The sequence below is a fragment of the Streptomyces sp. iso_384 genome (assembly GCF_056172905.1).
This window is the reverse complement of sequence record NZ_JBWBTT010000001.1, coordinates 3,407,488-3,428,485: the sequence shown is the minus strand read 5'-3', so window position 1 is coordinate 3,428,485 and position 20,998 is coordinate 3,407,488. Positions and strand designations below refer to the sequence as shown.

The 20,998-nt window shown below is 72.4% G+C and carries 21 protein-coding genes and 3 pseudogenes; 10 read left to right on the top strand and 14 right to left on the bottom strand.

Annotated features, from left to right (window positions below; all coding sequences use genetic code 11):
- Nucleotides 1-102: 102 nt before the first annotated feature.
- Nucleotides 103-381 (top strand): annotated as a pseudogene (locus tag AC0VY3_RS15245) (flavodoxin family protein); the annotation flags it as partial.
- A 34-nt stretch (nt 382-415) separates the two neighbouring features.
- Here AC0VY3_RS15245 and AC0VY3_RS15240 read toward each other — a convergent pair.
- Entirely contained in the window at nt 416-1,396 is a 981-nt protein-coding gene (locus AC0VY3_RS15240; protein WP_103508345.1) for a TIGR03557 family F420-dependent LLM class oxidoreductase, read from the bottom strand.
- Between the two features lie 356 nt (nt 1,397-1,752).
- On the opposite strand from AC0VY3_RS15240, the gene AC0VY3_RS15235 reads away from it, so the two are divergent.
- The 3 genes and pseudogenes from AC0VY3_RS15235 (at nt 1,753) to AC0VY3_RS15225 (ending at nt 3,026) form a co-directional block, all read left to right on the top strand.
- Nucleotides 1,753-2,079 (top strand): plasmid stabilization protein, encoded by a 327-nt coding sequence (locus AC0VY3_RS15235; protein ID WP_103508346.1) that lies wholly within the window; start codon nt 1,753-1,755, stop codon nt 2,077-2,079.
- Between the two features lie 13 nt (nt 2,080-2,092).
- Nucleotides 2,093-2,336: pseudogene (locus AC0VY3_RS15230) on the top strand (DUF5709 domain-containing protein); the annotation flags it as partial.
- A 21-nt stretch (nt 2,337-2,357) separates the two neighbouring features.
- Nucleotides 2,358-3,026 carry an HAD family hydrolase gene (locus AC0VY3_RS15225; protein ID WP_475549795.1) on the top strand — a complete coding sequence of 223 codons (669 nt, stop codon included), beginning with the start codon at nt 2,358-2,360 and terminating at the stop codon, nt 3,024-3,026.
- A 46-nt stretch (nt 3,027-3,072) separates the two neighbouring features.
- Here AC0VY3_RS15225 and AC0VY3_RS15220 read toward each other — a convergent pair whose 3' ends face one another.
- Entirely contained in the window at nt 3,073-3,453 is a 381-nt protein-coding gene (locus AC0VY3_RS15220; protein ID WP_475549794.1) for a hypothetical protein, read from the bottom strand.
- Between the two features lie 240 nt (nt 3,454-3,693).
- Between AC0VY3_RS15220 and AC0VY3_RS15215 the strand changes: the two genes are divergently transcribed.
- Complete coding sequence (locus tag AC0VY3_RS15215) at nt 3,694-4,491, top strand: SigB/SigF/SigG family RNA polymerase sigma factor (RefSeq protein WP_103508348.1); 798 nt, start codon at nt 3,694-3,696, stop codon at nt 4,489-4,491.
- 169 nt (nt 4,492-4,660) lie between these two features.
- The gene (locus tag AC0VY3_RS15210) at nt 4,661-5,197 is read left to right on the top strand and encodes a cysteine hydrolase family protein (protein ID WP_103508349.1); all 537 of its coding nucleotides are present in this window, start codon (nt 4,661-4,663) and stop codon (nt 5,195-5,197) included.
- 17 nt (nt 5,198-5,214) lie between these two features.
- Here the strand turns inward: AC0VY3_RS15210 and AC0VY3_RS15205 are convergent, their stop codons facing one another.
- The 5 genes from AC0VY3_RS15205 to AC0VY3_RS15185 all read right to left on the bottom strand — a co-directional run bounded on the left by AC0VY3_RS15205 (nt 5,215) and on the right by AC0VY3_RS15185 (nt 7,959).
- The gene (locus AC0VY3_RS15205; RefSeq protein WP_103508350.1) at nt 5,215-6,246 is read right to left on the bottom strand and encodes an iron-containing redox enzyme family protein; all 1,032 of its coding nucleotides are present in this window, start codon (nt 6,244-6,246) and stop codon (nt 5,215-5,217) included.
- Nucleotides 6,243-6,443, bottom strand: coding sequence for a CDGSH iron-sulfur domain-containing protein (locus AC0VY3_RS15200; protein ID WP_258047096.1), 201 nt, complete (start codon nt 6,441-6,443; stop codon nt 6,243-6,245). Before AC0VY3_RS15200 ends, AC0VY3_RS15205 begins: the two co-directional genes overlap by 4 nt.
- A 37-nt stretch (nt 6,444-6,480) precedes the next feature.
- Nucleotides 6,481-7,215, bottom strand: coding sequence for a HemK2/MTQ2 family protein methyltransferase (locus AC0VY3_RS15195; protein ID WP_103508352.1), 735 nt, complete (start codon nt 7,213-7,215; stop codon nt 6,481-6,483).
- A gap of 2 nt (nt 7,216-7,217) precedes the next feature.
- Complete coding sequence (locus tag AC0VY3_RS15190; protein ID WP_103508370.1) at nt 7,218-7,442, bottom strand: hypothetical protein; 225 nt, start codon at nt 7,440-7,442, stop codon at nt 7,218-7,220.
- A 151-nt stretch (nt 7,443-7,593) separates the two neighbouring features.
- Nucleotides 7,594-7,959: an ANTAR domain-containing protein gene (locus tag AC0VY3_RS15185; RefSeq protein ID WP_181010792.1), complete on the bottom strand. Its 366-nt coding sequence runs from the start codon at nt 7,957-7,959 to the stop codon at nt 7,594-7,596.
- A 282-nt stretch (nt 7,960-8,241) separates the two neighbouring features.
- Here AC0VY3_RS15185 and AC0VY3_RS15180 point away from each other — a divergent pair, with 282 nt between their 5' ends.
- The gene (locus tag AC0VY3_RS15180; RefSeq protein ID WP_475549793.1) at nt 8,242-8,694 is read left to right on the top strand and encodes an SRPBCC family protein; all 453 of its coding nucleotides are present in this window, start codon (nt 8,242-8,244) and stop codon (nt 8,692-8,694) included.
- A gap of 108 nt (nt 8,695-8,802) precedes the next feature.
- Nucleotides 8,803-9,498, top strand: a complete 696-nt coding sequence (locus AC0VY3_RS15175) for a response regulator (RefSeq protein WP_475549792.1) — start codon at nt 8,803-8,805, stop codon at nt 9,496-9,498.
- A gap of 26 nt (nt 9,499-9,524) precedes the next feature.
- Here AC0VY3_RS15175 and AC0VY3_RS15170 read toward each other — a convergent pair.
- Nucleotides 9,525-11,314, bottom strand: a pseudogene (locus AC0VY3_RS15170) (sensor histidine kinase).
- A 168-nt stretch (nt 11,315-11,482) separates the two neighbouring features.
- Here AC0VY3_RS15170 and AC0VY3_RS15165 point away from each other — a divergent pair.
- Nucleotides 11,483-12,478 (top strand): Acg family FMN-binding oxidoreductase, encoded by a 996-nt coding sequence (locus tag AC0VY3_RS15165; protein WP_103508356.1) that lies wholly within the window; start codon nt 11,483-11,485, stop codon nt 12,476-12,478.
- A 42-nt stretch (nt 12,479-12,520) separates the two neighbouring features.
- Here AC0VY3_RS15165 and AC0VY3_RS15160 read toward each other — a convergent pair whose 3' ends face one another.
- Nucleotides 12,521-13,447, bottom strand: coding sequence for a universal stress protein (locus AC0VY3_RS15160; protein ID WP_103508357.1), 927 nt, complete (start codon nt 13,445-13,447; stop codon nt 12,521-12,523).
- Nucleotides 13,448-13,627: 180 nt separating this feature from the next.
- Here AC0VY3_RS15160 and AC0VY3_RS15155 point away from each other — a divergent pair, with 180 nt between their 5' ends.
- A complete protein-coding gene (locus AC0VY3_RS15155; RefSeq protein ID WP_475549791.1) occupies nt 13,628-14,572 on the top strand; it encodes a universal stress protein in 945 nt (314 codons plus the stop codon).
- A gap of 25 nt (nt 14,573-14,597) precedes the next feature.
- Here the strand turns inward: AC0VY3_RS15155 and AC0VY3_RS15150 are convergent, their stop codons facing one another.
- The 5 genes from AC0VY3_RS15150 to AC0VY3_RS15130 all read right to left on the bottom strand — a co-directional run bounded on the left by AC0VY3_RS15150 (nt 14,598) and on the right by AC0VY3_RS15130 (nt 20,846).
- Complete coding sequence (locus AC0VY3_RS15150) at nt 14,598-15,275, bottom strand: helix-turn-helix domain-containing protein (RefSeq protein WP_103508359.1); 678 nt, start codon at nt 15,273-15,275, stop codon at nt 14,598-14,600.
- 682 nt (nt 15,276-15,957) lie between these two features.
- Nucleotides 15,958-17,127 (bottom strand): XdhC family protein, encoded by a 1,170-nt coding sequence (locus AC0VY3_RS15145; protein WP_103508360.1) that lies wholly within the window; start codon nt 17,125-17,127, stop codon nt 15,958-15,960.
- Nucleotides 17,120-19,267, bottom strand: coding sequence for a xanthine dehydrogenase family protein molybdopterin-binding subunit (locus AC0VY3_RS15140; protein ID WP_475549790.1), 2,148 nt, complete (start codon nt 19,265-19,267; stop codon nt 17,120-17,122). Before AC0VY3_RS15140 ends, AC0VY3_RS15145 begins: the two co-directional genes overlap by 8 nt.
- Complete coding sequence (locus tag AC0VY3_RS15135) at nt 19,264-20,256, bottom strand: FAD binding domain-containing protein (protein WP_103508362.1); 993 nt, start codon at nt 20,254-20,256, stop codon at nt 19,264-19,266. Before AC0VY3_RS15135 ends, AC0VY3_RS15140 begins: the two co-directional genes overlap by 4 nt.
- Nucleotides 20,253-20,846 (bottom strand): (2Fe-2S)-binding protein, encoded by a 594-nt coding sequence (locus AC0VY3_RS15130; RefSeq protein WP_475549789.1) that lies wholly within the window; start codon nt 20,844-20,846, stop codon nt 20,253-20,255. Before AC0VY3_RS15130 ends, AC0VY3_RS15135 begins: the two co-directional genes overlap by 4 nt.
- Nucleotides 20,847-20,998: the final 152 nt, after the last annotated feature.

Sequence of the window (20,998 nt, the reverse complement as noted above, 5' to 3'; positions counted from 1 at the left end):
CCGCGATCCTTCTATGCAACGAGTTGCATAGACAAGTCGTGGAGCCCGGGTGAGACACGGCTCACCCGGGTGACCCCGGCCCGACGGCGCAAGGGGGCGTTTCGGTCACTCCTGCAAGGCAAGGTCGCGGCCGTGGCGGTCGTCAGCAATGAGGACGGCGCGCAGAAGGTGAGCGCCGACGTGTTCCAGGGCCTCAACGACGTCGGCTTCTCGCCGGCGCCCGGAGCCGTCACGTACTGGGCGGGCGAGGCCATGCAGGGCACCGGCCACCAGGATCTGGACGCGACACCGGACGCCGTCACCTCGACCACCGCAGCGCTGGCGGCCAACGCCGTCCACCTGGCCCGCCTGCTCCGCGGCGGCCCGTACCCGGCAGCGTGACCCGCATGCCGGAGGGCGACCGCCCCGGCGGCTTTCAGGCGCGCGGACTGTTCGGCTCCAGCTGTCGGATGCGTCCGTCGAGCTCGCGCCGGTAGAAGTCGATGAAGCCGTCGGGGTCGGGGCCCGCGTTCTGCATGACCAGCCTGTCATAGCCCGCGTCGACGAACGGCTGAGCCACCTCGACGTACCGTTCGGGTTCCGTGCCGCAGGCGAACCTCTCCAGGATGTCCTCCTCGCGCACGGTGGTGGTCGCAGCGTCGAAGTTGACCGGATTGGGCAGCTCACTCATCACTTTCCACCCGGTCAGCGCCCATCGCGACGTCTCCAGAGCCGCACGCGCGGCGGTGTGCGCATCGGGAGCCCAGGCCATCGGGACCTCTGCGTAACACGGGCCGGCGCCGCCGGCGTCCCGATAGTGCCGGACGATGCTCGGCTTGTCCTCCGTGGCGAACAGTCCGTCGCCGAGTTCGGCGGCGATCCGGGTCGATTCCCGGCCGCTGGCGGCCACCGCGATCAGGGGGAGCTTGCCGGGGAGGTCGAAGACACGGGCGTCCCGCAGTTGCAGGTGCTTCCCTTCATAGGACTGATAGCCCCCGCTCCACAGCAGCCGGATGATCTCCAGGGCCTCCGTGAGCATGTCGTGCCGGGTGCTGACCGCGTCGGGGAAGCCGGGGCCCACCACGTGCTCGTTGAGCCGCTCCCCCGAGCCGACGCCCAGGACGAAGCGGTCGTTCGACAGCAGCGCCAGGGTGGCGGCCGCTTGAGCGATGACGGCGGGGTGGTAGCGCACGGTGGGGCACGTCACCCCGGTCGCCAGACCGATCCGTGACGTCCGGGCCGCGATGCTCCCCAGCACCGTCCAGGCGAACGGTGAATGTCCCTGATTGTCGAGCCAGGGGTGGTAGTGATCACTGATCTCCACGAAGTCGAAGCCGGCCTCTTCGGCGAGGACGGCCTGCCTGACCAGCTCCGCCGGGCCGAACGCCTCAGCCGCCAGCTTGTATCCCACCTGCATGTGACCCTCGTTCCGCGATACGTCATGGCCATTTTGTCCGCGCTTGGGGTACCCCCGGTTCTCAGCGCGTAACGCCACACCACCGATGTTTCGCGTCCTGTGCGGGGGTACTCCGGCTGATAGGTATCCGGCGTACGCGGAGCCCAGGCGCCGGCCGGTTGGGAAAGCAGCCGTCGGCGCCGCCGTCCGAAAAGGACTTGGTTCCGCTCGGATGCCACCGGACGCGCCCTTCCGGCAGGCGTTGTTTAGTGGAACGCGAAGGGGAAACGCGTTGGGCGCGCTTCGGAAGAGGGGCGCCACCGCATCAGTGCGGCTCTCGTCGCCCGACGGCGGCGAGGCGGAGAAGGGAGCACGGCATGCCGGCTGGATCCAACAAGAAGCGTGAGCGCCAGTACGAGCACATCAAGGAGAGCCAGGAAGAACAGGGCGCGTCCGAGGGCCGCGCGAAGGAGATCGCCGCCCGGACCGTGAACAAACAGCGCGCCCGGTCCGGCGAGTCCAGGACGGCGAGCAAGGTCTCCACCGAGGACAAGAAGTCCGCCTATCAGCGTGGCGGCGAACGTTCTCACAAGGGCGCGCAAGGGCCCACGAAGGACCAGCTCTACGAAGAGGCCAAGAAGAAGAACATCGACGGGCGTTCCTCGATGAACAAGGAGGATCTCCGAAAGGCTCTCGGCCGCTGACGCGCGGGAGTGGCCGCCCGAACGCCCGCTTGCCGTGGACAAGTACGGCACGACAGGAGCGGCGCGGCGAGTCCCTCGATCAGCGGCTGACGCAGGAGGCCGACGATGTGGCGCCGCCGGACGGCGACGGCGTCGGTGACCTCGCCACGGACATGGGCATCGACGGTGGCGCGGCGTCCGCCGAGGAGGCGGCCGCGCACATCACGGACCAAGCGAACAAGGCGAACGAGGCGGACGACCAGGAAAGCCGGGTCTGACGGCGAAGGAAGCGGGCGAACATGGCAGGAGCGGCGATCTTCGACGTGGACGGAACGCTCACCGACACCAACCACCTCCATGTGGTGGCGTGGTGGGAAGCGTTCCGGCAGGCCGGGCATGCCGTGCCGATGCCGGACATCCACCGGGCGGTCGGTCTGAGCTCCGGTGACCTGATCGAACGGCTGCTGGGAGCCGACCGGGACCGGGATCAGGACCCGGCCATCAGCGCCGCCCACAAGGTGCTCCACGCCACGTACTTCGACCGTCTGCCCGCCTTCCGCGGCGCGGGCGACCTGCTGCGCGCGCTGGCCGGACGCGGCTGGCGCGTCGTCCTCGCCACCTCGGCGAGCGGGCCGGAGCTGGCGGCGCTGCGCCGGGCGGTGGACGCGGACGAGGCGATCTGCGCGACGGCCTCCTCGGACGACGTCGAGCAGGGCAAGCCCTCTGCGGAGCCTGTGGAGCTGGCCTGCCAGCTGGCGGACGTCGACGCCGGGCAAGCGGTGTTCGTCGGGGACACGGTGTGGGACATGGAGGCGGCGGGCCGGGCCGGTGTGCGCACGGTGGCGGTGCTGTCGGGTGGCATTCCACGTGCTGACCTGGAGCGGGCGGGCGCGGGAGCGGTCTACCGGGATGTCGCCGATCTGCTCGACCGGCTGGACGACAGCCCGTTCGGACCGGCGTCGGTCTGACGGTCTCTCCGTCGGCCGGTGTCGTGTCGGCGTGCCGGGCCCTGCCTCACGGAACCATCACGGCGGGTCCGGTGTGCGGTGGGCCCCTACGTACGGTGACGATCGCGATGTCGTCGTTGCGTTCGCCGGCTAGTCCGCTGAGCAGTTCGTCGCAGAAGGTCTCCTGCGGTTTCCGTGCGTAGTGCGACTGCCACGGCCGGCGGCGCAGAAGTGCTCCGAAGCCGCCGACCGGCTCGGCCGTTCGGGTGTCCGCGGCCGGGCGATCGTCCGCGGCGAGGTCACGGGCGGTGAAGGGTCCCGGTTCGCCGAGCGCACGGGCATCGGTCCGGCGCAGCGCGATCTGTCCGGGTGCCGGTCCGGTCCGGACCTCACGGTGGGTGTCAGGGCCGTCCGGGTCGAGCAGCAGCGTCAGGGGCGCGAGATCCATGGCGCCCTCCCGGTTCGGCCGGGGCCGGCTCGACGCGCTCGGAGTACCAGGCCTGCTGCGGGTACACACCACTGAGCCCGCGAATCGGCACGGAACTCGTACGTTTACGTCCGATTCGCTCGGGTATGCGGTTTTCGTGCTTCGGACATGAGGCGCGCCCGTGGGAGGCCCGGGCGGCATGTGTCCGGTCCGGTGCGCTCCCACGGCACCCCAACGCATCGTCGCCGAGGAGTGACCACCATGCAGCAGACCGCATCCGCCGCCGAGCCCTGTGCGGACCCGGAAGTTCCGTCGGCCGACCAGGCCTTCCGGAGGCTGCGGACCCTGCCTCCGGGTCCGGAGCGGGATGCCCTGCGGAGCGAGACGATCCGCGAGTGGCTGCCGATGGCCCATCGGATCGCCTCACGGTTCCGCAACCGGGGCGAGCCCATGGACGATCTGCGCCAGGTGGCGGCCGTGGGTCTGGTCAAGGCGGTGGACCGCTTCGACCCGCTGCGGGGAAAGGCCTTCGAGACCTACGCCGTTCCCACGGTCACCGGGGAGCTCAAGCGGCACTTCCGCGACCACACCTGGGGCGTCCACGTACCGCGACGTGTCCAGGACCTTCGCAACCGGGTGCGAGCAGCGCGACGCGATCTCGCCCAGCAGTTGGAAGGCAGGGCCCCGACCTCCGCCGAGATCGCCTCCGCGACCGGGCTCGGCGAGGACGAGGTTCTGCTGGGCATGGAGGCCATGGAGAGCTACAGCGCCCTCTCCCTGGACGCCGAGCCCGCGGGCGGCGAGGGCGGCACACCCCTGGTCGATCGGCTTGGGTCCTGCGACCGGGCCCTGGAGGTCGCCGTCGACCGCGAGGCCGTCAAGCCCGAGCTGCGCAGGCTGCCGGAGCGGGAGCGGACGATTCTGTATCTCCGCTACTTCCGGGACATGACCCAGGTGAGCATCGCCGAGCGCCTCGGCATCTCGCAGATGCACGTTTCCCGGCTGCTCAGCCAGTCCTGCGAGCGGTTGCGTGCGGGCGTGCTCCAGGAGATCGAATGAGGCGTCGCCCGGTCAGGGAACGAGCAGTGTCTTGATCATGCCGTCGGCCTTCTTCCGGAACAGCCCTCGACGTCGGTCCGGCCCGTCCGCAGCTGGATCTGCTTGTCGAACAAGATCAGCATCCCCGTGAAACACATCGGCGCTGCCGGACATTTGAGATCGTGGAGGCATGGGGAAAAGCGCTCTCATCGTCATCGACATGATCAATACGTACGATCACCCCGACGCCGAACTGCTCATTCCTTCGGTCGGCACGGCGCTTCCGCACCTCGCACGCCTGATCGGTCGCGCTCGCACGCAGGGCGTCCCCGTCATCTACGCGAATGACAATTTCGGCGAGTGGCGATCCCATCACGGCGAGATCATTCAGGCCGCTCTGGCGGGGACGAACGCGGAACTGGTCGAACCTCTGCTGCCGGACGACGACGCGCTCTTCGTGGTCAAGGCCCGGCATTCCATCTTCTACGAGACACCGCTCAGCTATCTCCTCTCCGAATTGGACGTGGACCATGTCGTGCTGTGCGGCCAGGTGACGGAACAGTGTGTGCTGTATTCGGCTCTCGACGCGCACATCCGGCATCTCCGCGTGACGGTGCCGAGGGACGCCGTGGCACATATCCACAGTGATCTCGCCGAGGCCGCGCTACGGATGATGCAGCGCAACATGGGGGCCGCCGTCCGCGACGTGGACGAGGTCGCATTCTGAGCGGTCTCCGAGGCGCCTCAGGATGTCGGCGGCGTACGGAGCGCCGTGTGACCCTCGCGCCATGCCACCAGCAGGTGGTCCGCGAGAAGGCCCTCCAGGTGTCCGGTCGCCTCGATGCCCAGGACGACGTCGGCCGCCAGCTCGGGCTCGTCCTCCAGCAGTCCCCCGATCACCTCATGGCGGACGACCTGTTCATGGACCGCGTCGGCTTCCACATGCTCGTCGTAGAAACGCTGGGCGGCGGGGCCCGCGCCGACCCTGCGCAGAGCCGCCGCGAGTCGCCTGGAGCCCGGGGACGAGGTGATCTCCACTGTGGCGAAGTGCCCGACCAACGCACCGCGCAGCCGCCGGTGGAGCCCGAACAGGGACATCAGGTTGACCGTGGCCAGGGCGCAGGCCGGCGCGGCGTCGAGATAGCGGCCGTAGCGCGGATCGAGGCCGAGGTCGGCCATCAGGTCGGCGAAGAGCCGAGCATGGATGTCCTCGGCGCGGCCGGCTCCGAATTCGTCGAACTCCACGGCGGCCATCGCCGCCTTCGCCCGGCCGCGGAGCCTGGGCACCACCCAGAGGTGCGGATCGGCTTCCTTGAGGTGGTAGAGGGAGCGCAGGGCGGCGTACTCGCGCAGCTGCCACAGCTCCCCCTCCCGCTGAAGGTGGTGGCTGACACTGCGGCCGTCATCGCCCACGGGTTCCAGCAGGAGCGCGTCGACGGCCTCCGCCACGTCCGTCCGGCCCGATCCGCCGTCGCTGCGCAGCGCGTCCAGGAAGACCTCCTCGGCCGCGGCGCGTACGCCGAGCAGGGCGGGATTCCACTCCAGGCGCTCGTCCACGCCGGCGAACCCCCGGTAATGGAGCTCGTACAGGACGTACAGGAGCAGGTGCAGATCGTCACCGTAAGGGTCGGCGTGGTGGATCGTCCCGGCATCCGGCAGGGCCGTTCGGCGGCCTGCCAGGACGCCGAGGACGCTCTCGCTCAGGGGCCCGCGCGCCGGTGGCAGCACCGGGGACGCGGCGGGACGGTCGTGGGCGGTGGTGGCCGGGATCGTCATGGTCGGGGTTCCTCCTCGCCGTCCTGGGGCTCCTGCCGGCCGCCCGGGCCGGGGGCGGCCTTGCGACGACGGTGGCTGGTGTCGCACCAGGGATAGGTGCGACTGCGGCGGCAGGTGCAGATCGCGACGACGAAGCGGTCGGACCGGACCGTCGTCCCGTCGGCCGTCACGACGTCGACCGGCCCTTCCACCAGCATGGGACCTTCCCGGTTCACCAGCACACGGCGCGGCGTCTCACTCCTTCCGGGCACGGATCACCACCAACTCTTCCCTGTCCAGACGGTCCCGCAGCAGACCGCGGGCCCGCAGCCAGGCCGCCCGGCCCCGCGTGACGGGGCCGAACGGAATCGCCACCCGGTCGGTCACGGAGACGACCAGACCGGCCGCGGCGAGCCGGCTCACCGTGTCCTCGGGACGGCTCAGCTCCGACTGGACCAACAGAAGAAGGCCGCCGGGACGCAGGGCGGTGGAAGCGTCGTCGCAGATGCGGTCGAGGATCACCCGTCCGTCGGGGCCCGCGTCCCAGGACCGGCCGGCCCGGTACCGGGGCACCACGAGGCCGGGCGCCGGAACGTAAGGGGGGTTGCTGATGACCGCGTCGAACGTGAGCCCCGGCAGGGCCCGGAGCAGGTCCCCCCGGCGTACGGTGACGGGCAGGCGGGCGAGCACGGTGTTGAGCCGTGCCGACGCCACGGCCCGGCGGCTGATGTCCACCGCCGTGACGCGGGCGCCGAGCCGTGCGGCGTGCAGGGCCAGCGTGCCGGTGCCGGTGCAGAGGTCCAGCACGTCCATGCCCGACCCGATCCCCTCGCGACTCATGGCGGTGGCCAGCAGCAGTGTGTCGGTCTGCGGCCGGTACACCCCGGGCAGCCGCACGGCCGGGCTCGGCCGCGGAGCCGCACCGGCCGGGTCCGGCACCGCTTGCCACGTCGTGGGGCCGTCGTCGTCGGGGACGCGCACTCCTCGCATGCTCAACGGCCGGGGGACCCGTCGGAACGCCCCTGGCGCTCCTGCCGGCGTGCCTCTGCCTGCCGGCGTCGGCCCCCGTCCTTGCGACCCGGATCGTCGAGTGCCTTGCCGTCCGATTCCTCGACCAGACCGCGGGCCTTCAGGACCTTGGCCCGCAGGAACCTGCGCACGTCACGCATCGTGTCCTCCTGTGCAGTCAGCAACTGTTCCACGCTTGAACGGTTCATGTCTTCCTCGTCCGCGAGCCTGGCCCGGCGGCCTGCCACCGGGCCCTCCGGCTTCGGTGCATCGCGTCGTGTCGTGTCGCTTCAATGGGGTGACCGCGAACGTCCCGGCTAAACGTGCGCCCTTTCGTTCATCGCAGTCCAAGGCACTGGTTCAGCGGGTGCGTGTGCGCCGGATGGCGGTCTCCAGGGCACGGCGGGTGGCAGGCGGCACGGGAGTGCCGTGAAAGCTCTCGACCAGTTGGCGGGCGATCTCGCGAAGCTTGATGTTGCTGTCCTGCGAGGCGTCGACCAGGATCTGCCAGGCCTGCTCGCTGGTACAGGGCGTCGAGGCGATGAGGATGCCGCGGGCGATGTCGATGACCGGCCTGCTCCGCAGTGCGGTGCGCAGGCCTTCGAGCTCGCCCCGCAGAGCGTCGATGTCACAGCTCGGGAGCGAGGCGGTCGGCGCCGGGCCGCCACGCCCGGGCGGTGCCGCACCGGCAACGGCGCCGGGGTCCTGATCGGGAGACTCCCGCAACGTGATCCTTGGTCTCCTTCACGGAGTTCCGCCTGCGGCGGGCCGGCTTCTTCGCTCGGCCGACGCCCGGTGGAAAGCATGTGCGGCGTTCCCGGAACGTCTTCCACCGCCCGGAGCATAGGCACCGCGTCGTGGGCACGTCGAACCGACACGCAGCCCCACGGCGGAGAAGCGGAGGCTCGTCCCTCGTCGGCCCGGCGTTTACCCTCCGGCAGCGGTGGTACCCACCAGCGGCACAGCCCCCGGCCCGGGACGGGCCCGGCCGCCGACCCGAGGAGAACCATGGCCGCCCGGCATCAGCTCATCGACCGACCGCCGTCCGCCGTGTGGGCGGTACTGAATGACGAGCACCTGTACGGCAGATGGGTGGTGGGCACCTCCGAGTCGCGCCGGGACAAGGGCGACTGGCCCGAATCCGGCTCGTCCATCACGTACAGCGTGCGCTTCGGGCCCAAGCGGTTCACCGGCCGCACGGTCGTCCGATTCGTCGAGAGGCCTCGGGCACTGGAGCTCGAGGCCGGGGCGGGTCCGCTGGGATCGGCCCGCATCGCCCTGGACATCCGGCCGTGGGGCGACGGAACTCTCGTGACCGTGGACGAGCATCCCTTGCGGGGCCCGGGCGGCACGCTCCACAACACGCTGGTGGACGCGGTGATCCAGATCCGCCACCGCACCATGCTGGCGCGCCTCGCCCGGCTGGTCGAGCAGGTGACGCCGGCTGTGACGCCTCGGTGACGTCGTCCCGGGTGCGGTGACGCCGCACCCGGGACAACGCCCGTATACGGAAGAGTCGGCCGGGAACGGCGCAGGCGCGGCGGCGAACCGAGTCATCAGGAGTCGCAGATGTCCGACACACCGACCGACTCCGGTGGAGCGCCGGTCCGTGTCTTCCTGATGGACGACCACGAAGTGGTACGACGCGGGGTGCGCGACCTCCTGGAGGCGGAGCCGGACCTGGAGGTGGTCGGCGAGGCCGCCACCGCCGGGCAGGCGCTGGCCCGTGGACCGGCTCTGCGGCCGGATGTCGCCGTGCTCGACATCCGGCTGTCCGACGGCGACGGCGTCACCGTCTGCCGCGAGCTGCGGTCCCGGATGCCGGAACTGGCCTGTCTGATGCTGACCTCGTTCGACGACGAGGAGGCTCTGCTCGACGCGATCATGGCCGGAGCGGCCGGTTACGTGCTGAAGCAGATCAACGGCTCGGACCTGGTCTCCGCCGTGCGGACCGTGGCCACGGGCCGGTCGATGCTGGATCCCGCGACCACGGCGAGGCTCATGCGGTCGCTGCGGGGCCCGGAGGACGACGGGCCGCCGGAGGACGAGCGGCTCGCGGTGCTGTCCGAGCGCGAGCGTTCGGTGCTCGATCTCGTCGGCGAGGGGCTCACCAACCGGCAGATCTCCGAGCGGCTGCACCTCTCCGAGAAGACCGTCAAGAACCGCATCTCCCGGCTGCTCGGGAAGCTGGGCGTGGAACGCCGGGTGCAGGCGGCCGTCATCGCGGCGGAGGTACGGGAGCACCGGCAGCACGACGAGCGGTGAGGCGGCGGCACACGTGGACCGGCCGTTCAGCCGTGCCCGGGAAGCGTCGGGACCCGCCACTCCAGCACGGTGCCGCTGCCGGGGCGCGGCTCGGCGCGGACGCACAGGGTGCCGCCCAGGCTCTCGGCCCGTTCGGCGAGGTTCCGCAGGCCGCCGCGCCGGCCGTCGGTCGGGAGGCCGGGCGAGGTTCCGCAGGCCGCCGCGCCGGCCGTCGGTCGGGAGGCCGGGCGGGAGGCCGATGCCGTCGTCGGTCACCGTCACCACGAGCACCCCTTCGTCGGCGGTGACCGAGACCTCCGCCCGGTTCGCCTCCGCGTGCCGGGCGACGTTGCTCAGGGCCTCCCCGATGACCGCGATCACATGGTCGGCCACCGCGCGCGGCACATCCGTGTCGATCAGCCCCTCCATCCGGAGCGCCGGGGTGAACCCGAGGGCGGGCGCCGCGTCGTCCATCGCCTGGACGACCCGGGTCCGGAGCGTCGGACCGCCCCTGGAGCTCCCGTGCTCCCGCAGGCCGAAGATGGTGGAGCGGATGATCTTGATGGTGGAGTCGAGGTCGTCGATCGCCCGGCCCAGCCGCTCGGCCGCCCCCGGATGCTCTACCAGCGGGCGGACGCTCTGCAGGGTCATCCCGGTGGCGAACAGCCGCTGGACCGCCAGGTCGTGCAGGTCACGGGCGATCCGGTCGCGGTCCTCCAGGAGGCTCATCTGCTCGGCGTCCCGGCGGCGGTCGGCCGGTTCGAGGGCGAGGGCGGCCTGGTCGGCGAAGCCAGGCAGAGCGGCGATCTCCGCGTCCATGAACGTCGGTCGGCCTTCGAGTCGGGCGAGGATCAGGACTCCGCTCAGCTTCTCCTGGGTACCCACCGTGACGGCCACCGCCGGACCGAACCCCTTCCACCTGTCCGGCAGCACGGTCACCCTCGGGTCGTTGGCGACGTCCGGCACCGTGACGAGGCCGTCCTGCGCGAGGGCAACGGCGGCGAGAGTGCCCCGGCCGCTCGGCAGCACCATGCCGCCGTGCGCGTCGGCCCGCTCGCCCAGGGCGAGCGAACCGGTCATCTCGCCGTCCGGCCCGAGGCGGTAGAAGACCCGAGGTCGGCCCCGGCGATGTCGACGGCCTGCTCCAGCATCCCGTGGAGCACCTCCGGCTCCCCGGAGCCGGACAGCAGCGCGCTGGTGACGTCCGCGCTCGCGGCGAGCCAGCGCTCCCTGAGCCGTGCCTCCTCGTAGAGGCGGGCGTTCTCGATGGCGATGCCGGCCGCGACCGCCAGGGTCGAGACGACGGCCTCGTCCTCCGCGTCGAAGTCGGCCGAACCGCGCTTCTCGGTGAGGTAGAGGTTGCCGAACACCTCGTCGCGTACCCGGATCGGCACGCCGAGGAAGGAGTGCATCGGCGGATGGCCGGGCGGGAAGCCGTACGAGGCCGGATGGTCCGAGAGCTGGACAGCCGCAGGGGCTCGGGGCGCCGGATCAGCTCGCCGCGCAGGCCGTGTCCGGAGGGAAGGCCGCCGATCCGCGCACGTACCTCGTCGCTGATGCCGATGGGGAGGAACTGGGCGAGTTTCCGATCGTCGCCCACCACGCCCAGCGCACCGTACTCGGCGTCGACCAGCGCGGCGGCGGACTCGACGATCCCGCGCAGCACCTGCGGCAGATCCAGCTCCCGCCCCACGGAGACGACCACGTCGAGCAGGCCGTTCAGCCGGTCCCGAGTACCTCTGAGTTCGTCGATGCGGCCCTGGATCTCGTCGAGCAGCTCATCGAGCCGCAGGCGCGGGAGCCGGGCCACGTGGGTCTCGTCGCCGTCCGCGCCCATGGGCACCTCCGACGGCCGAAAGGAGACGAGGAGCGCTCACCGGCCGCTCTCCCGACGTATCCCGCGCACTCCGTAGCCTCATGTCGAGAACGCGTGAGGAGGGGGCGCGGGGCGGGTACGGAGCAGGTAGAGAGCGGTACCGCTGACCTCTCGCAGACAGGACACGCCATGCTCACGCAGGAACAACAACAGCTCACGGCGGTGGTGACGTCGCTGGTCGAGGACGCCGTCGCCGCGCCGTCCATGCACAACGCCCAGCCCTGGAGATTCGTCCACCACGCGGGCTCCGGGCTGCTCTCCCTGTACGGCGATCCGCAACGTACGCTGCCGGTCGGTGACCCGGACCGGCGAGGTCTGCACCTGGGGTGCGGCGCGGCGCTGCTCAATCTGCGTGTGTCCGCCGCCCTGCACGGGTGGACCGCCGACGCCGAGCTGCTCCCCGATCCCTCGGACCACCTGCGTCTCGCCGACGTCCGGCTGACGGAGTCCGGGACCACGGACACCGTGCTGGCCGACCTCCATCCCGCGATAGCGCGACGGCACACCAGCCGTTTCCCGTTCTCCGACGAGCCGATCCCGCCGGAGCTGTTCGACGAGCTGTGCGCGGCGGCCCTCCTGGAGGGCTGCCGGCTGATCGTTCCCGGCACCTGGCACCGGGACGCCGTACTGGACCTCGTCCACGACGCGGAGCTCCTGGAGTCCGCCAGCGCGGCCATGCGCGCCGAGATCGCCGACTGGACGCGCACCGGCAGGACCGGCGAGGGCCCCGCCGACGACGGCATCCCCTCCTCCGCCTTCGGCCCGCGCCAGTATGGTGTGACGGCCCCCGCCCGGGACTTCGACACCCCCCGCACCGTGCCGGACCGTACGGCGGCCGCGTTCGAGGAGCGGCCGCAGATCGCGCTCCTCGGCACGGCGACGGACACTCCGGCGGACTGGCTGCGAGCAGGTCAGGCGATGCAGCGCGTGCTCCTGGAGGCCACGCTCGACGGTCTCTCGACCTCGCTGATGTCGCAGCCGCTCGAATGGCCCGAACTACGCCCCCTCACCCGTGATCCCGGCTCCGCGACGGGCTTCGTGCACATGGTGCTCCGGCTCGGCTACGGCCCCTCGGGAACGGCCACCCCGCGCCGGCCGGTCGCCGACGTCCTCACGGTCGTATGACGCGGTGCCCCCACCGCCGTACGACACCCGGGGCCGTACCACTCAGGAGGCGTCCGCCACCTCCGACGCCCCGGCGGTGGCACCGGCGTAGCCGGGCGGAATGATCTCGACGGGGCAGTTCCCGTGGTGCAGCATCGCGTGAGCGACCCGTCCCAGCGCCGGACCGGCTCCCAGCACCCGCCGCTTGCTGCCCATCACCATCAGATCGGTGTGGACCGAGGCCTCGACGAGCATGCCGGGGACGCTGGTGCCCGTCTCGACGTGGTGGACGATCGGGAGGTCCGGGTACAGCTGGGAGACGCGTTCGGCCACGGCCGCGACCTCGTGCACCTTCTCGTCCGCGATGTCCCCGAGGCTGTCGAGCATGGTGGTGACACCGCCGACGTGCGCGAGGACGTTGTAGACGCTCAGCAGCCGCAGTGACGCCTTTCGGGCCTGCGCCTCGGCGGCGGCTATCCGCAGCCAGTCGAGATCCGACGCGCCGTGCACGGCGGCGGTGACCACGCCGGTCCCGGGCCGGTCGGCCGCGCCGCGTACCACGATCACCGGGACCTCGGTCCGCGCGACCACCCCCAGCCCGACGGATCCGAGCATCAGGGAGCCGAAGCCGCCCAGGCCCCTGTTGCCCACGACGATCGTGCCGCGCTCCCCGGCCGCGGCGTGCAGCCCGGCCACGGGCCCCTGGCGGCTGAGTTCCGTCGTCACGACCAGGTCGGGCCGGATCTCCCGCACCGCGGCGGCGGTCTCGGCGAGCAGCTTCCGTCCCGCCTCCCGTACGGCCTGGATGGTGTCGGCCGACGAGTGGAAGACCCGCCGGTCGCTGTCGGAGGCGTGGACGATGTGCAGCGGACCCCCACGGTGGTCCGCCTCGGCCGCGGCCCACAGCGCGGCCTCTCGTGCCGGTGTGGACGCGTCCACTCCGACCACGACGGCGCCGATTTCCGGACGCCCGGGAATGTCGCTGGTCATGACTGCTCCTCGCGCAGGGTCGGGAGAGGTGACACCTCCACCGTCGCACCGGTCGGCGGGCGGCGGGCATGGGCCTTTCGGCCCCGATCGAGCCCTGTCGGCCCTCCCCCGGCGGGGCCGGCGGCGGAAGGCTGGAGACGTGGTTCCGCACCGGGACCCGGCACGCCGAGGAGGCCCGTCATGAACCGCCACGTCACCGTCGGCCTGGACGACTCCACCGAGAGCCTCGCGGCAGCGGCCTGGGCCGCCCGTGAAGCATCGTCGCGAGGTGTCGCACTGCGTCTGGTGCACGTGGAGGAGTGGCCGATCACCCCGGAGATCCCGCTGACCCTCGCCAAGGCGCTGGTCGAGCGGTACGAGACCCTGCTGCGCGAGGCGGCGGAGCGGGCCCGCCGTGACCATCCGGGCCTCGACGTCACGACGGAGACGGCGCACGGACGGGCCGGGGCCGAACTGACCAGGGCCGCGGACGAGGCCGAGGCGACGGCGCTGGGCTCACGCGGGCTCGGCGGGTTCGTCGGCTTCCTGGTCGGCTCGGTATCGCTCACGGTCGTCGCCACGTCGACACGGCCGGTCGTGCTCGTACGGGCGGAGCAGCCCGGGGAGGAGGCTGGCGCCACGGAATCCGGGACGGCGGCCGGTGCCGCCGGTGCCGCCGAGCAGGCTTCCGCGGGCGCGGAGGACGCTGCCGCCGTGGGCTCGCAGCCGGATGTGGTCCTCGGCCTCGACATCTCGCGCCCGTGCGACCCGCTGCTGGACTTCGCCTTCGGTACGGCCGCCCGCCGGAACCTACCGCTCCGGGTCGTGCACAGCTGGTCCCCGCCCGCCTCCTACGGGTACGCGGCGATCCTGGATCCGAAGATCGGCACCGGGCTCGGCCGGCGGGCCGCCGAAGGGCTGACCGAGCTGCTCCGCGCCTGGCGGTCGCGGTTCCCGGAGGTCCGGGTCGTGGAGAAGGTGGTCGTCGGTCCGGCCGCCCGCGAACTCGTCCAGGCCTCCCGCGGCGCGGAGCTGCTCGTCGTCGGACGGCGCGGCAGGCGGCCCGCGTTGCCGTACCTCGGGCACGTCGCCCACGCCGTGATCCATCACAGCACCGCGCCGGTCGCCGTCGTTCCGCTCGCCTGAGCGCCTCCGGCCGGGCCCGCGTGGTTCAGCCGTCGTCGTCCGGAGCGTCCGGCACGATGATCTTCCGTCCGGTGATCCGCCGCGGCACCAGCGTCATGACGTGTTCGCGCTCCTCCCCCGCCCACGGCGTCGCGTACGCCGCCTCCCTGAGCCGGCGCGCGGCCTCCTCATCCGTCACGGCCCGCACGGGCCCGACGAGCAGCACGCTCCACCCCTTGCTGAAGGCGTCGTCGATGTGGTCGGCCTCGAAGGCGATCTCGGTGTCGGCGGCGGTGGCGAGCGGTGAGCCCTCGCCGGTGCTGAACATGACCTCGCCGTCGAGCACCTGGTAGTTCACCGGCAGCACGACCGGACCGTCACCGTGGGTCAGGGCCACCCGTCCCACGCCGTGGTCGCCCAGCAGCACCCAGCACATCGACTCCTCCAGTTCGGCCATCCGGGCCCTGCGGGCGCCTCGGCCGATGCCCGGCGGCAGGTCGGCGGTGCCGCCCCACAGTTCCTGGACGGTGGTCTCCAGCGCGTCGGCCAGCCGGAGCAGGAAGCCGATGCCGGGTGTGGCCGGCTGTTCCTCCACGTACTCGATGTAGCCGGGCGCGGCGCCCGCCCGCAGAGCCACGTCCTGCCGGGACAGACCGAGCTGCAGGCGGCGTGCCGCAATGCGCCGGCCCAGGTCCCCTCTCGCCGGATGCGGTGATGAGGGCATCACGGGCTCCTTACTCGTCGGATCGCTCGTCGGCGCGGTCGTACGGCTGTCGTACGGCCGCCACACGGCTCACGCTAACCAGGGCCGGGAGGAGCCGCAGCACGGAACGGAACCGCCGCCGTCCGTCCCCCTCCGAGGCCGGGGCGGGGCACCCGGCGCGGGTCGATGAGCGTGAGGGTGGTTGGTACGCAAGGGCCGCCCGGTCCTCACCCGCGAGATCATCGCCGTCAAGGCGCTGGAGGTGGATGGCCGGCACACAGGGGTTCCCCTCCCTCACGATGCGCGCGCCGGCCGCCGAACTGGACGTGACCGTAAGGGCTTTGTACGACCATGTCGAAGATCACGCGGAGGTCGTCGGCCTGGCCGTCGACCTCATGCTGAGCTCCTGGAACCCGCCCGTGCCCGACCCGGCGGACTGGGAGACCTCCGTCGCCGACTACGCCCGCTGTCTGCGCGCCCGTACCGCCGGTGGCCCCGCGCCCTGCTGGTCTCCCTGGACGAGGACACCCCGCCGACCGGGCCGGGGACGACCGGAACGCGATCGTCCCCGGCCACTGGCTCGCGGCACACGCCGATCTGGACATTCCGACGCTCCGGGAGGCCGCCGCGCTGCCGCTGCCCGGCGCGGACGAGCAGTTCGACGAGGTCGTCGCGGCCGTCGTCGCCGAGATCCGCGACGGACTCAGCGCGGACCGACGGCCGGCGACTCCTGGCGGGGCTCCCGGTCAGGATCCCGCTGGGGCTCCCGGTGGATGGGGTCCGCGCCGCCGGTCAGCGGCGCGCCCGTGCCGCCGCGCCGGGCCGCGACGATCTCCGCCGCGATGGACAGGGCCGTCTCCTCGGGCGTACGGGCTCCGATGTCCAGGCCGATGGGCGAACGCAGGCGGTCCAGTTCGTCCTCGCCCAGGCCCGCCTCGCGCAGCCGCCGCGTCCGGTCCTCGTGGGTCCGGCGCGACCCCATCGCCCCGACGAACGCGGCGGGCATCCGCAACGCCTCCACCAGCAGCGGCACATCGAACCGGGCCTCGTGCGTGAGCACGCAGAGCACGGTGCGCGCGTCGGTCGGGGTGCGCCGCAGATAGCGGTGCGGCCAGTCGACGACGACCTCGTCCGCCTCGGGGAAGCGGGCCCGGGTGGCGAAGACGGGCCGGGCGTCGCACACCGTCACATGGTGGCCCAGGAACTTCCCGGCCCGTACCAGCGCGGCGGCGAAGTCGACCGCACCGAAAACGATCATGCGGGGCGGCGGCACGCTGCTCTCGACGAGCAGGGTGAGTCCGCCGGGGCAGTGCGATCCGTCCTCGGCGAGGGTGACGGTGCCGGTCCGGCCCGCGTCGAGCAGGGCCGAGGCCTCGGCCGCCGCCGTACGGTCCAGCTCCGGGTGGCCCCCGAGCCCGCCCTGCCGGCGGCCGTCGGCACGGACCAGCAGGGACCGCCCGAGGAGTTCGTCCGGGCCGCGCACCACCCGGGCGAGGGCGGCCGCCTCGCCGGAGACCGCGGCGGTCAGCGCGGCCCGCAGCACCTCCCGTTCCGGTGAGCCGGCGCGGACCGGCGTGATCATGATGTCGATGACCCCGCCGCAGGTCAGCCCGACGGCGAAGGCGTCCTCGTCGCTGTAGCCGAACTGTTCGCGCACGGTCGCGCCGTCCTGGAGGGCCCGCTCGCACAGTTCGTAGACCGCTCCCTCCACACAACCGCCGGAGACCGAGCCGATCGCCGTGCCCTCGCTGTCGACGGCGAGGGCGGCGCCGGGCCCGCGCGGCGCGCTGCCGCCGACGGAGACGACGGTGCCGACGGCGAACTCCCGGCCATCCGCCATCCATCGGTGCAGCTCGCCGGCGATGTCAAGCATCCACGGCTCCCCCGCCCGTGGGGGCCGCCGTGAGGATCCGGTCGGGGCGGATCGGCAGATCCCGGTGGCGTACGCCGGTGGCGTGCCAGACCGCGTTGGCCACGGCCGCCGCCGCGCCCACGATGCCGATCTCCCCTACGCCCTTGATGCCGACCGGGTCGTCCGGGTCGTGGTCGTCCACCCAGTCCACCTCGATGTCCGGGACGTCGGCGTGTGTGGCCACGTGGTAGCCGGCGAGATCGGGGGCGTAGTGGCCGCCGGTGTTCCGGTCGCGGACCGCCTCCTCGTGCAGGGCCATGGAGATGCCCCAGGTCATGCCGCCGACGAGCTGGTTGCGGGCGGTGAGCGGGTTGACGATCCGGCCCGCCGCGAAGATGCCCAGCATGCGCCGCACCCGGACCTCGCCGGTGGCGGTGTCGACGGCGACCTCGGCGAACTGTGCCCCGAAGGAGTGCCGTTCCTTCTGCGCGAGGGCGCCGAGGGCCTCGGTGGTGTCGGACCGCACGGTGATCCCCTCCGGGGGGACGGACGTGGTCACCGCGAGCCGCTCGCGCAGTTCCGCGGCGGCCGCCGTGACCGCCCAGGCCCAGGAGCGGGTGCCCATCGAGCCGCCCGCGATCATCGCGGGGCCGAAATCGCTGTCGCCGATGCGGACCCGGACCCGATCGGGTGTGGTCTCCAGAGCGTCGGCGGCGATCAGGGTGAGGGCGGTGCGGGCTCCGGTGCCGATGTCGGCGGCGGCGATCCGTACGGTGAAGGAGCCGTCCGCCTCCGCCGTGACCAGGGCCGTGGACGGGGCCGCGCCCGCGCCGAAGGAGGCCGCCGCCGTGCCGGTGCCCAGCAGCCAGCGCCCGTCCCGGCGGGTGCCGGGGCTCGGATCGCGGTCCGCCCAGCCGAACCTGCGGGCGCCCTCGCGGAAGCAGGCCGTGAGGTTGTGGCTGCTGAACGGGAGCCCCGAGACGGGGCCGACGGCCGGTTCGTTGCGCAGGCGCAGTTCGATCGGGTCGACGCCGCTGCGTTCGGCGAGTTCGTCGAGGGCCGCCTCGATCGCGAACGACCCCGGGGCCTCCCCCGGTGCGCGCATCCAGGTCGGGGACGGCACATCGAGCCGGACGACGTGGTTGGCGGTGCGGTGGGCGTCGGCGTCGTACAGCACCCGGGCGACGCCCGCGCTCGGCTCGACGAACTCGTACACCGTGGAGCTCTGGTTCAGCGAGCGGTGCTCCAGGGCCAGCAGCCGGCCGTCGGGGGCCGCGCCGAGCCTGACCCGCTGGGTGGTGGGGCTGCGGTAGCCGCCCAGCGAGAACGTCTGACGCCGGGTCAGGACCACGCGTACCGGGCGCTGGAGGGCGGTGGCGGCCATCACGGCGGACACCTGGTGGGCGCGCAGGCCCTTGCTGCCGAAGCCGCCGCCGATGTGCTCGGAGCGCACCCGGACCGAGGACGGGTCGAGCGAGAACATCGTGGCCAGCTCGCCCTGGACCCAGCCGGCGCCCTGGTTGGAGTCGACGACCTCCAGCCGGCCGCCCTCCCACCGGGCGGTCGCCGCGTGCGGCTCCATCATGCTGTGCTGCTCTTCGGGGGTGGTGTACCGCGCGTCCACCACGAAGGCGGAGGCGGCCAGTTGTGCGTCCAGGTCACCCTTCTCCGTCTCGGCGGGCATATGGCCGGCGGCGGGGTAGGCGCCGGGGTGGCCGTCGACGAGCGCGGTGTCGTGCGGCTCCTGGTCGTACGTCACCACGAGCGCCTCGGCGGCCTCCCGGGCCTGCTCGGGGGTCTCGGCGACGACCAGCGCGACCGGCCAGCCGGCGAACGGCACCCGGTCGTTCTGGAAGACGGCGCAGGTCGGGTCCGGCGGGGTGCCGAGCATGCCGACGTAATCGGTGTGCAGGCGCGGGGCGTTGCCGTGGTGCAGCACGGTGAGCACGCCCGGCAGGTCGAGGACCGGTGCGGTCTCCACGTCGAGGATGCGGCCCCGGGTGACGGTGGAGAGCACGAGCCAGCCGTGGGCCAGGTCGGCGAAGGGGATCTCACCGGCGTAGCGCGCGGCGCCGGTGACCTTGTCGCGGCCCTCGATACGGGTGTGGGCGACGCCGACGGATCCGCGCACCGCCGAAGGTCCCGGCGTGGTGGTCGTCATCGGGCGTTCCCCTCGGCGAGTTCGGTGAGTACGGAGACCACGAGGTTGCGCATGAGGGTCACCTTGTATCCGTTGTCGGGCAGCGGCCTGGCGGCGGCGAGTTCGGCGTCCGCGGCGGCGGCGAAGGTCGCGCCGCCGGCGGGTGCGCCGGTGAGGACGGCCTCGGCGGCACGGGCGCGCCAGGGCCGGGAGGCGACGGCTCCGAGGGCGAGGCGCGCGTCCCGCACGCGACCGTCCTCGATGTCGAGCGCGGCGGCGACGGAGCCGATGGCGAAGGCGTACGAGGCGCGCTCGCGCACCTTGCGGTAGCGGGAGCGGGCGGCCACGGGCGCGGCGGGCAGGCTGACGTGGGTGATCAGCGCGCCGGGCGGCAGGGCGGTCTCCCGGTGCGGGGTGTCGCCGACGGGGAGGTAGAAGTCGGTGATCGGGCTCTCGCCCTGCCCGTCGGCGCTCTCGTAGGAGACCACGGCGTCGAACGCCGTCAGGGCCACGCCCATGTCGGAGGGGTGTACGGCCACGCAGTGGCCGGAGGCGCCGAGGACGGCGTGGTTGTGGTGCTCGCCGGCGACGGCGGGGCAACCGCTGCCCGGGTCCCGCTTGTTGCAGGGCTTGCTCACGTCGGTGAAGTAGCCGCAGCGGGTGCGCTGGAGGAGGTTGCCGCCGACGGTGGCCATGTTGCGCAGCTGTCCGGAGGCGCCGGCGAGCACGGCCTGGGCCAACGCCGGGTAGCGGCGGCGGACTTCGGGGTGGGCGGCGAGGTCGCTGTTGGTGACGGTCGCTCCGATGCGCAGGCCGCCGTCCGCCGTGGGTTCGATGCGGTCCAGCGGGAGTTCACGGACGTCGACGAGGCGGGCGGGGCGCTCCACGCCGCTCTTCATCAGGTCGACGAGGTTGGTGCCGCCGCCGAGGTACCGCGCGTCCGGGTCGGCGGCGAGGAGGGCGACCGCGCCGGTGACGTCGTGGGCGCGCTGATAGCCGAACTCCTTCATGCGACGGTCTCCTCGGTGTGTGCCGTCCGGCCGTCGGCGTGGGCCTCGGCGGTGTGGTCCCGGGCGGCGTGGGCGACGGCCTGGACGATCGAGACGTAGGCGCCGCAGCGGCACAGGTTGCCGCTCATCCGCTCGCGGATCTCTTCGGGTGTCAGCGGCGGCGGCCCGGCCTCGGGGCCGACGTCGTCGGTGGCGGCGCTCGGCCAGCCGGCCGCGTGCTCCTCGATGACGGCGATGGCCGAGCAGATCTGGCCGGGGGTGCAGTAGCCGCACTGGTAGCCGTCGAGGTCGAGGAAGGCCTGCTGGACGGGGTGCAGACGGTCGCCCTCGGCCACGCCCTCGATGGTGGTGACCTCGCGCCCCTCGGCCGCGACCGCGAGGCTGAGACAGGAGACGACGCGTCGCCGGTCGACCAGGACCGTACAGGCGCCGCACTGCCCCTGGTCACAGCCCTTCTTGGTGCCGGTGAGGTCGAGGCGCTCACGCAGGGCGTCGAGCAGGGTGGTGCGGTGGTCGATGGACAGGTGGTGCTTCTCGCCGTTGATGTTCAGGGTGATCGCACTGGACGTCGACGAGGTCGCTGGGGCCATGATCAGCCTTTTCTGGTGTCAGGTGACGAGGTACCGGGCCGTGGACCGGTGACCGGCCGCCCCGGTCGGCAGTAAGGTAGCCCTAACCGGACTGTTGTCCGCTTGCCTGGAAAACGTAACGGACAGCTGTCCGGTTAACAAGGACGGGTTTC

What these genes read in the sequence shown, in the direction of transcription:
- AC0VY3_RS15240 (WP_103508345.1), bottom strand. Translation starts at nt 1,396, where the DNA reads ATGCAGGTGGGATACAAGCTGGCGGCTGAGGCGTTCGGCCCGGCGGAG.
- AC0VY3_RS15235 (WP_103508346.1), top strand. Translation starts at nt 1,753, where the DNA reads ATGCCGGCTGGATCCAACAAGAAGCGTGAGCGCCAGTACGAGCACATC.
- AC0VY3_RS15225 (WP_475549795.1), top strand. Translation starts at nt 2,358, where the DNA reads ATGGCAGGAGCGGCGATCTTCGACGTGGACGGAACGCTCACCGACACC.
- AC0VY3_RS15220 (WP_475549794.1), bottom strand. Translation starts at nt 3,453, where the DNA reads ATGGATCTCGCGCCCCTGACGCTGCTGCTCGACCCGGACGGCCCTGAC.
- AC0VY3_RS15215 (WP_103508348.1), top strand. Translation starts at nt 3,694, where the DNA reads ATGCAGCAGACCGCATCCGCCGCCGAGCCCTGTGCGGACCCGGAAGTT.
- AC0VY3_RS15210 (WP_103508349.1), top strand. Translation starts at nt 4,661, where the DNA reads ATGGGGAAAAGCGCTCTCATCGTCATCGACATGATCAATACGTACGAT.
- AC0VY3_RS15205 (WP_103508350.1), bottom strand. Translation starts at nt 6,246, where the DNA reads ATGACGATCCCGGCCACCACCGCCCACGACCGTCCCGCCGCGTCCCCG.
- AC0VY3_RS15200 (WP_258047096.1), bottom strand. Translation starts at nt 6,443, where the DNA reads ATGCTGGTGGAAGGGCCGGTCGACGTCGTGACGGCCGACGGGACGACG.
- AC0VY3_RS15195 (WP_103508352.1), bottom strand. Translation starts at nt 7,215, where the DNA reads ATGCGAGGAGTGCGCGTCCCCGACGACGACGGCCCCACGACGTGGCAA.
- AC0VY3_RS15190 (WP_103508370.1), bottom strand. Translation starts at nt 7,442, where the DNA reads ATGAACCGTTCAAGCGTGGAACAGTTGCTGACTGCACAGGAGGACACG.
- AC0VY3_RS15180 (WP_475549793.1), top strand. Translation starts at nt 8,242, where the DNA reads ATGGCCGCCCGGCATCAGCTCATCGACCGACCGCCGTCCGCCGTGTGG.
- AC0VY3_RS15175 (WP_475549792.1), top strand. Translation starts at nt 8,803, where the DNA reads ATGTCCGACACACCGACCGACTCCGGTGGAGCGCCGGTCCGTGTCTTC.
- AC0VY3_RS15165 (WP_103508356.1), top strand. Translation starts at nt 11,483, where the DNA reads ATGCTCACGCAGGAACAACAACAGCTCACGGCGGTGGTGACGTCGCTG.
- AC0VY3_RS15160 (WP_103508357.1), bottom strand. Translation starts at nt 13,447, where the DNA reads ATGACCAGCGACATTCCCGGGCGTCCGGAAATCGGCGCCGTCGTGGTC.
- AC0VY3_RS15155 (WP_475549791.1), top strand. Translation starts at nt 13,628, where the DNA reads ATGAACCGCCACGTCACCGTCGGCCTGGACGACTCCACCGAGAGCCTC.
- AC0VY3_RS15150 (WP_103508359.1), bottom strand. Translation starts at nt 15,275, where the DNA reads ATGCCCTCATCACCGCATCCGGCGAGAGGGGACCTGGGCCGGCGCATT.
- AC0VY3_RS15145 (WP_103508360.1), bottom strand. Translation starts at nt 17,127, where the DNA reads ATGCTTGACATCGCCGGCGAGCTGCACCGATGGATGGCGGATGGCCGG.
- AC0VY3_RS15140 (WP_475549790.1), bottom strand. Translation starts at nt 19,267, where the DNA reads ATGACGACCACCACGCCGGGACCTTCGGCGGTGCGCGGATCCGTCGGC.
- AC0VY3_RS15135 (WP_103508362.1), bottom strand. Translation starts at nt 20,256, where the DNA reads ATGAAGGAGTTCGGCTATCAGCGCGCCCACGACGTCACCGGCGCGGTC.
- AC0VY3_RS15130 (WP_475549789.1), bottom strand. Translation starts at nt 20,846, where the DNA reads ATGGCCCCAGCGACCTCGTCGACGTCCAGTGCGATCACCCTGAACATC.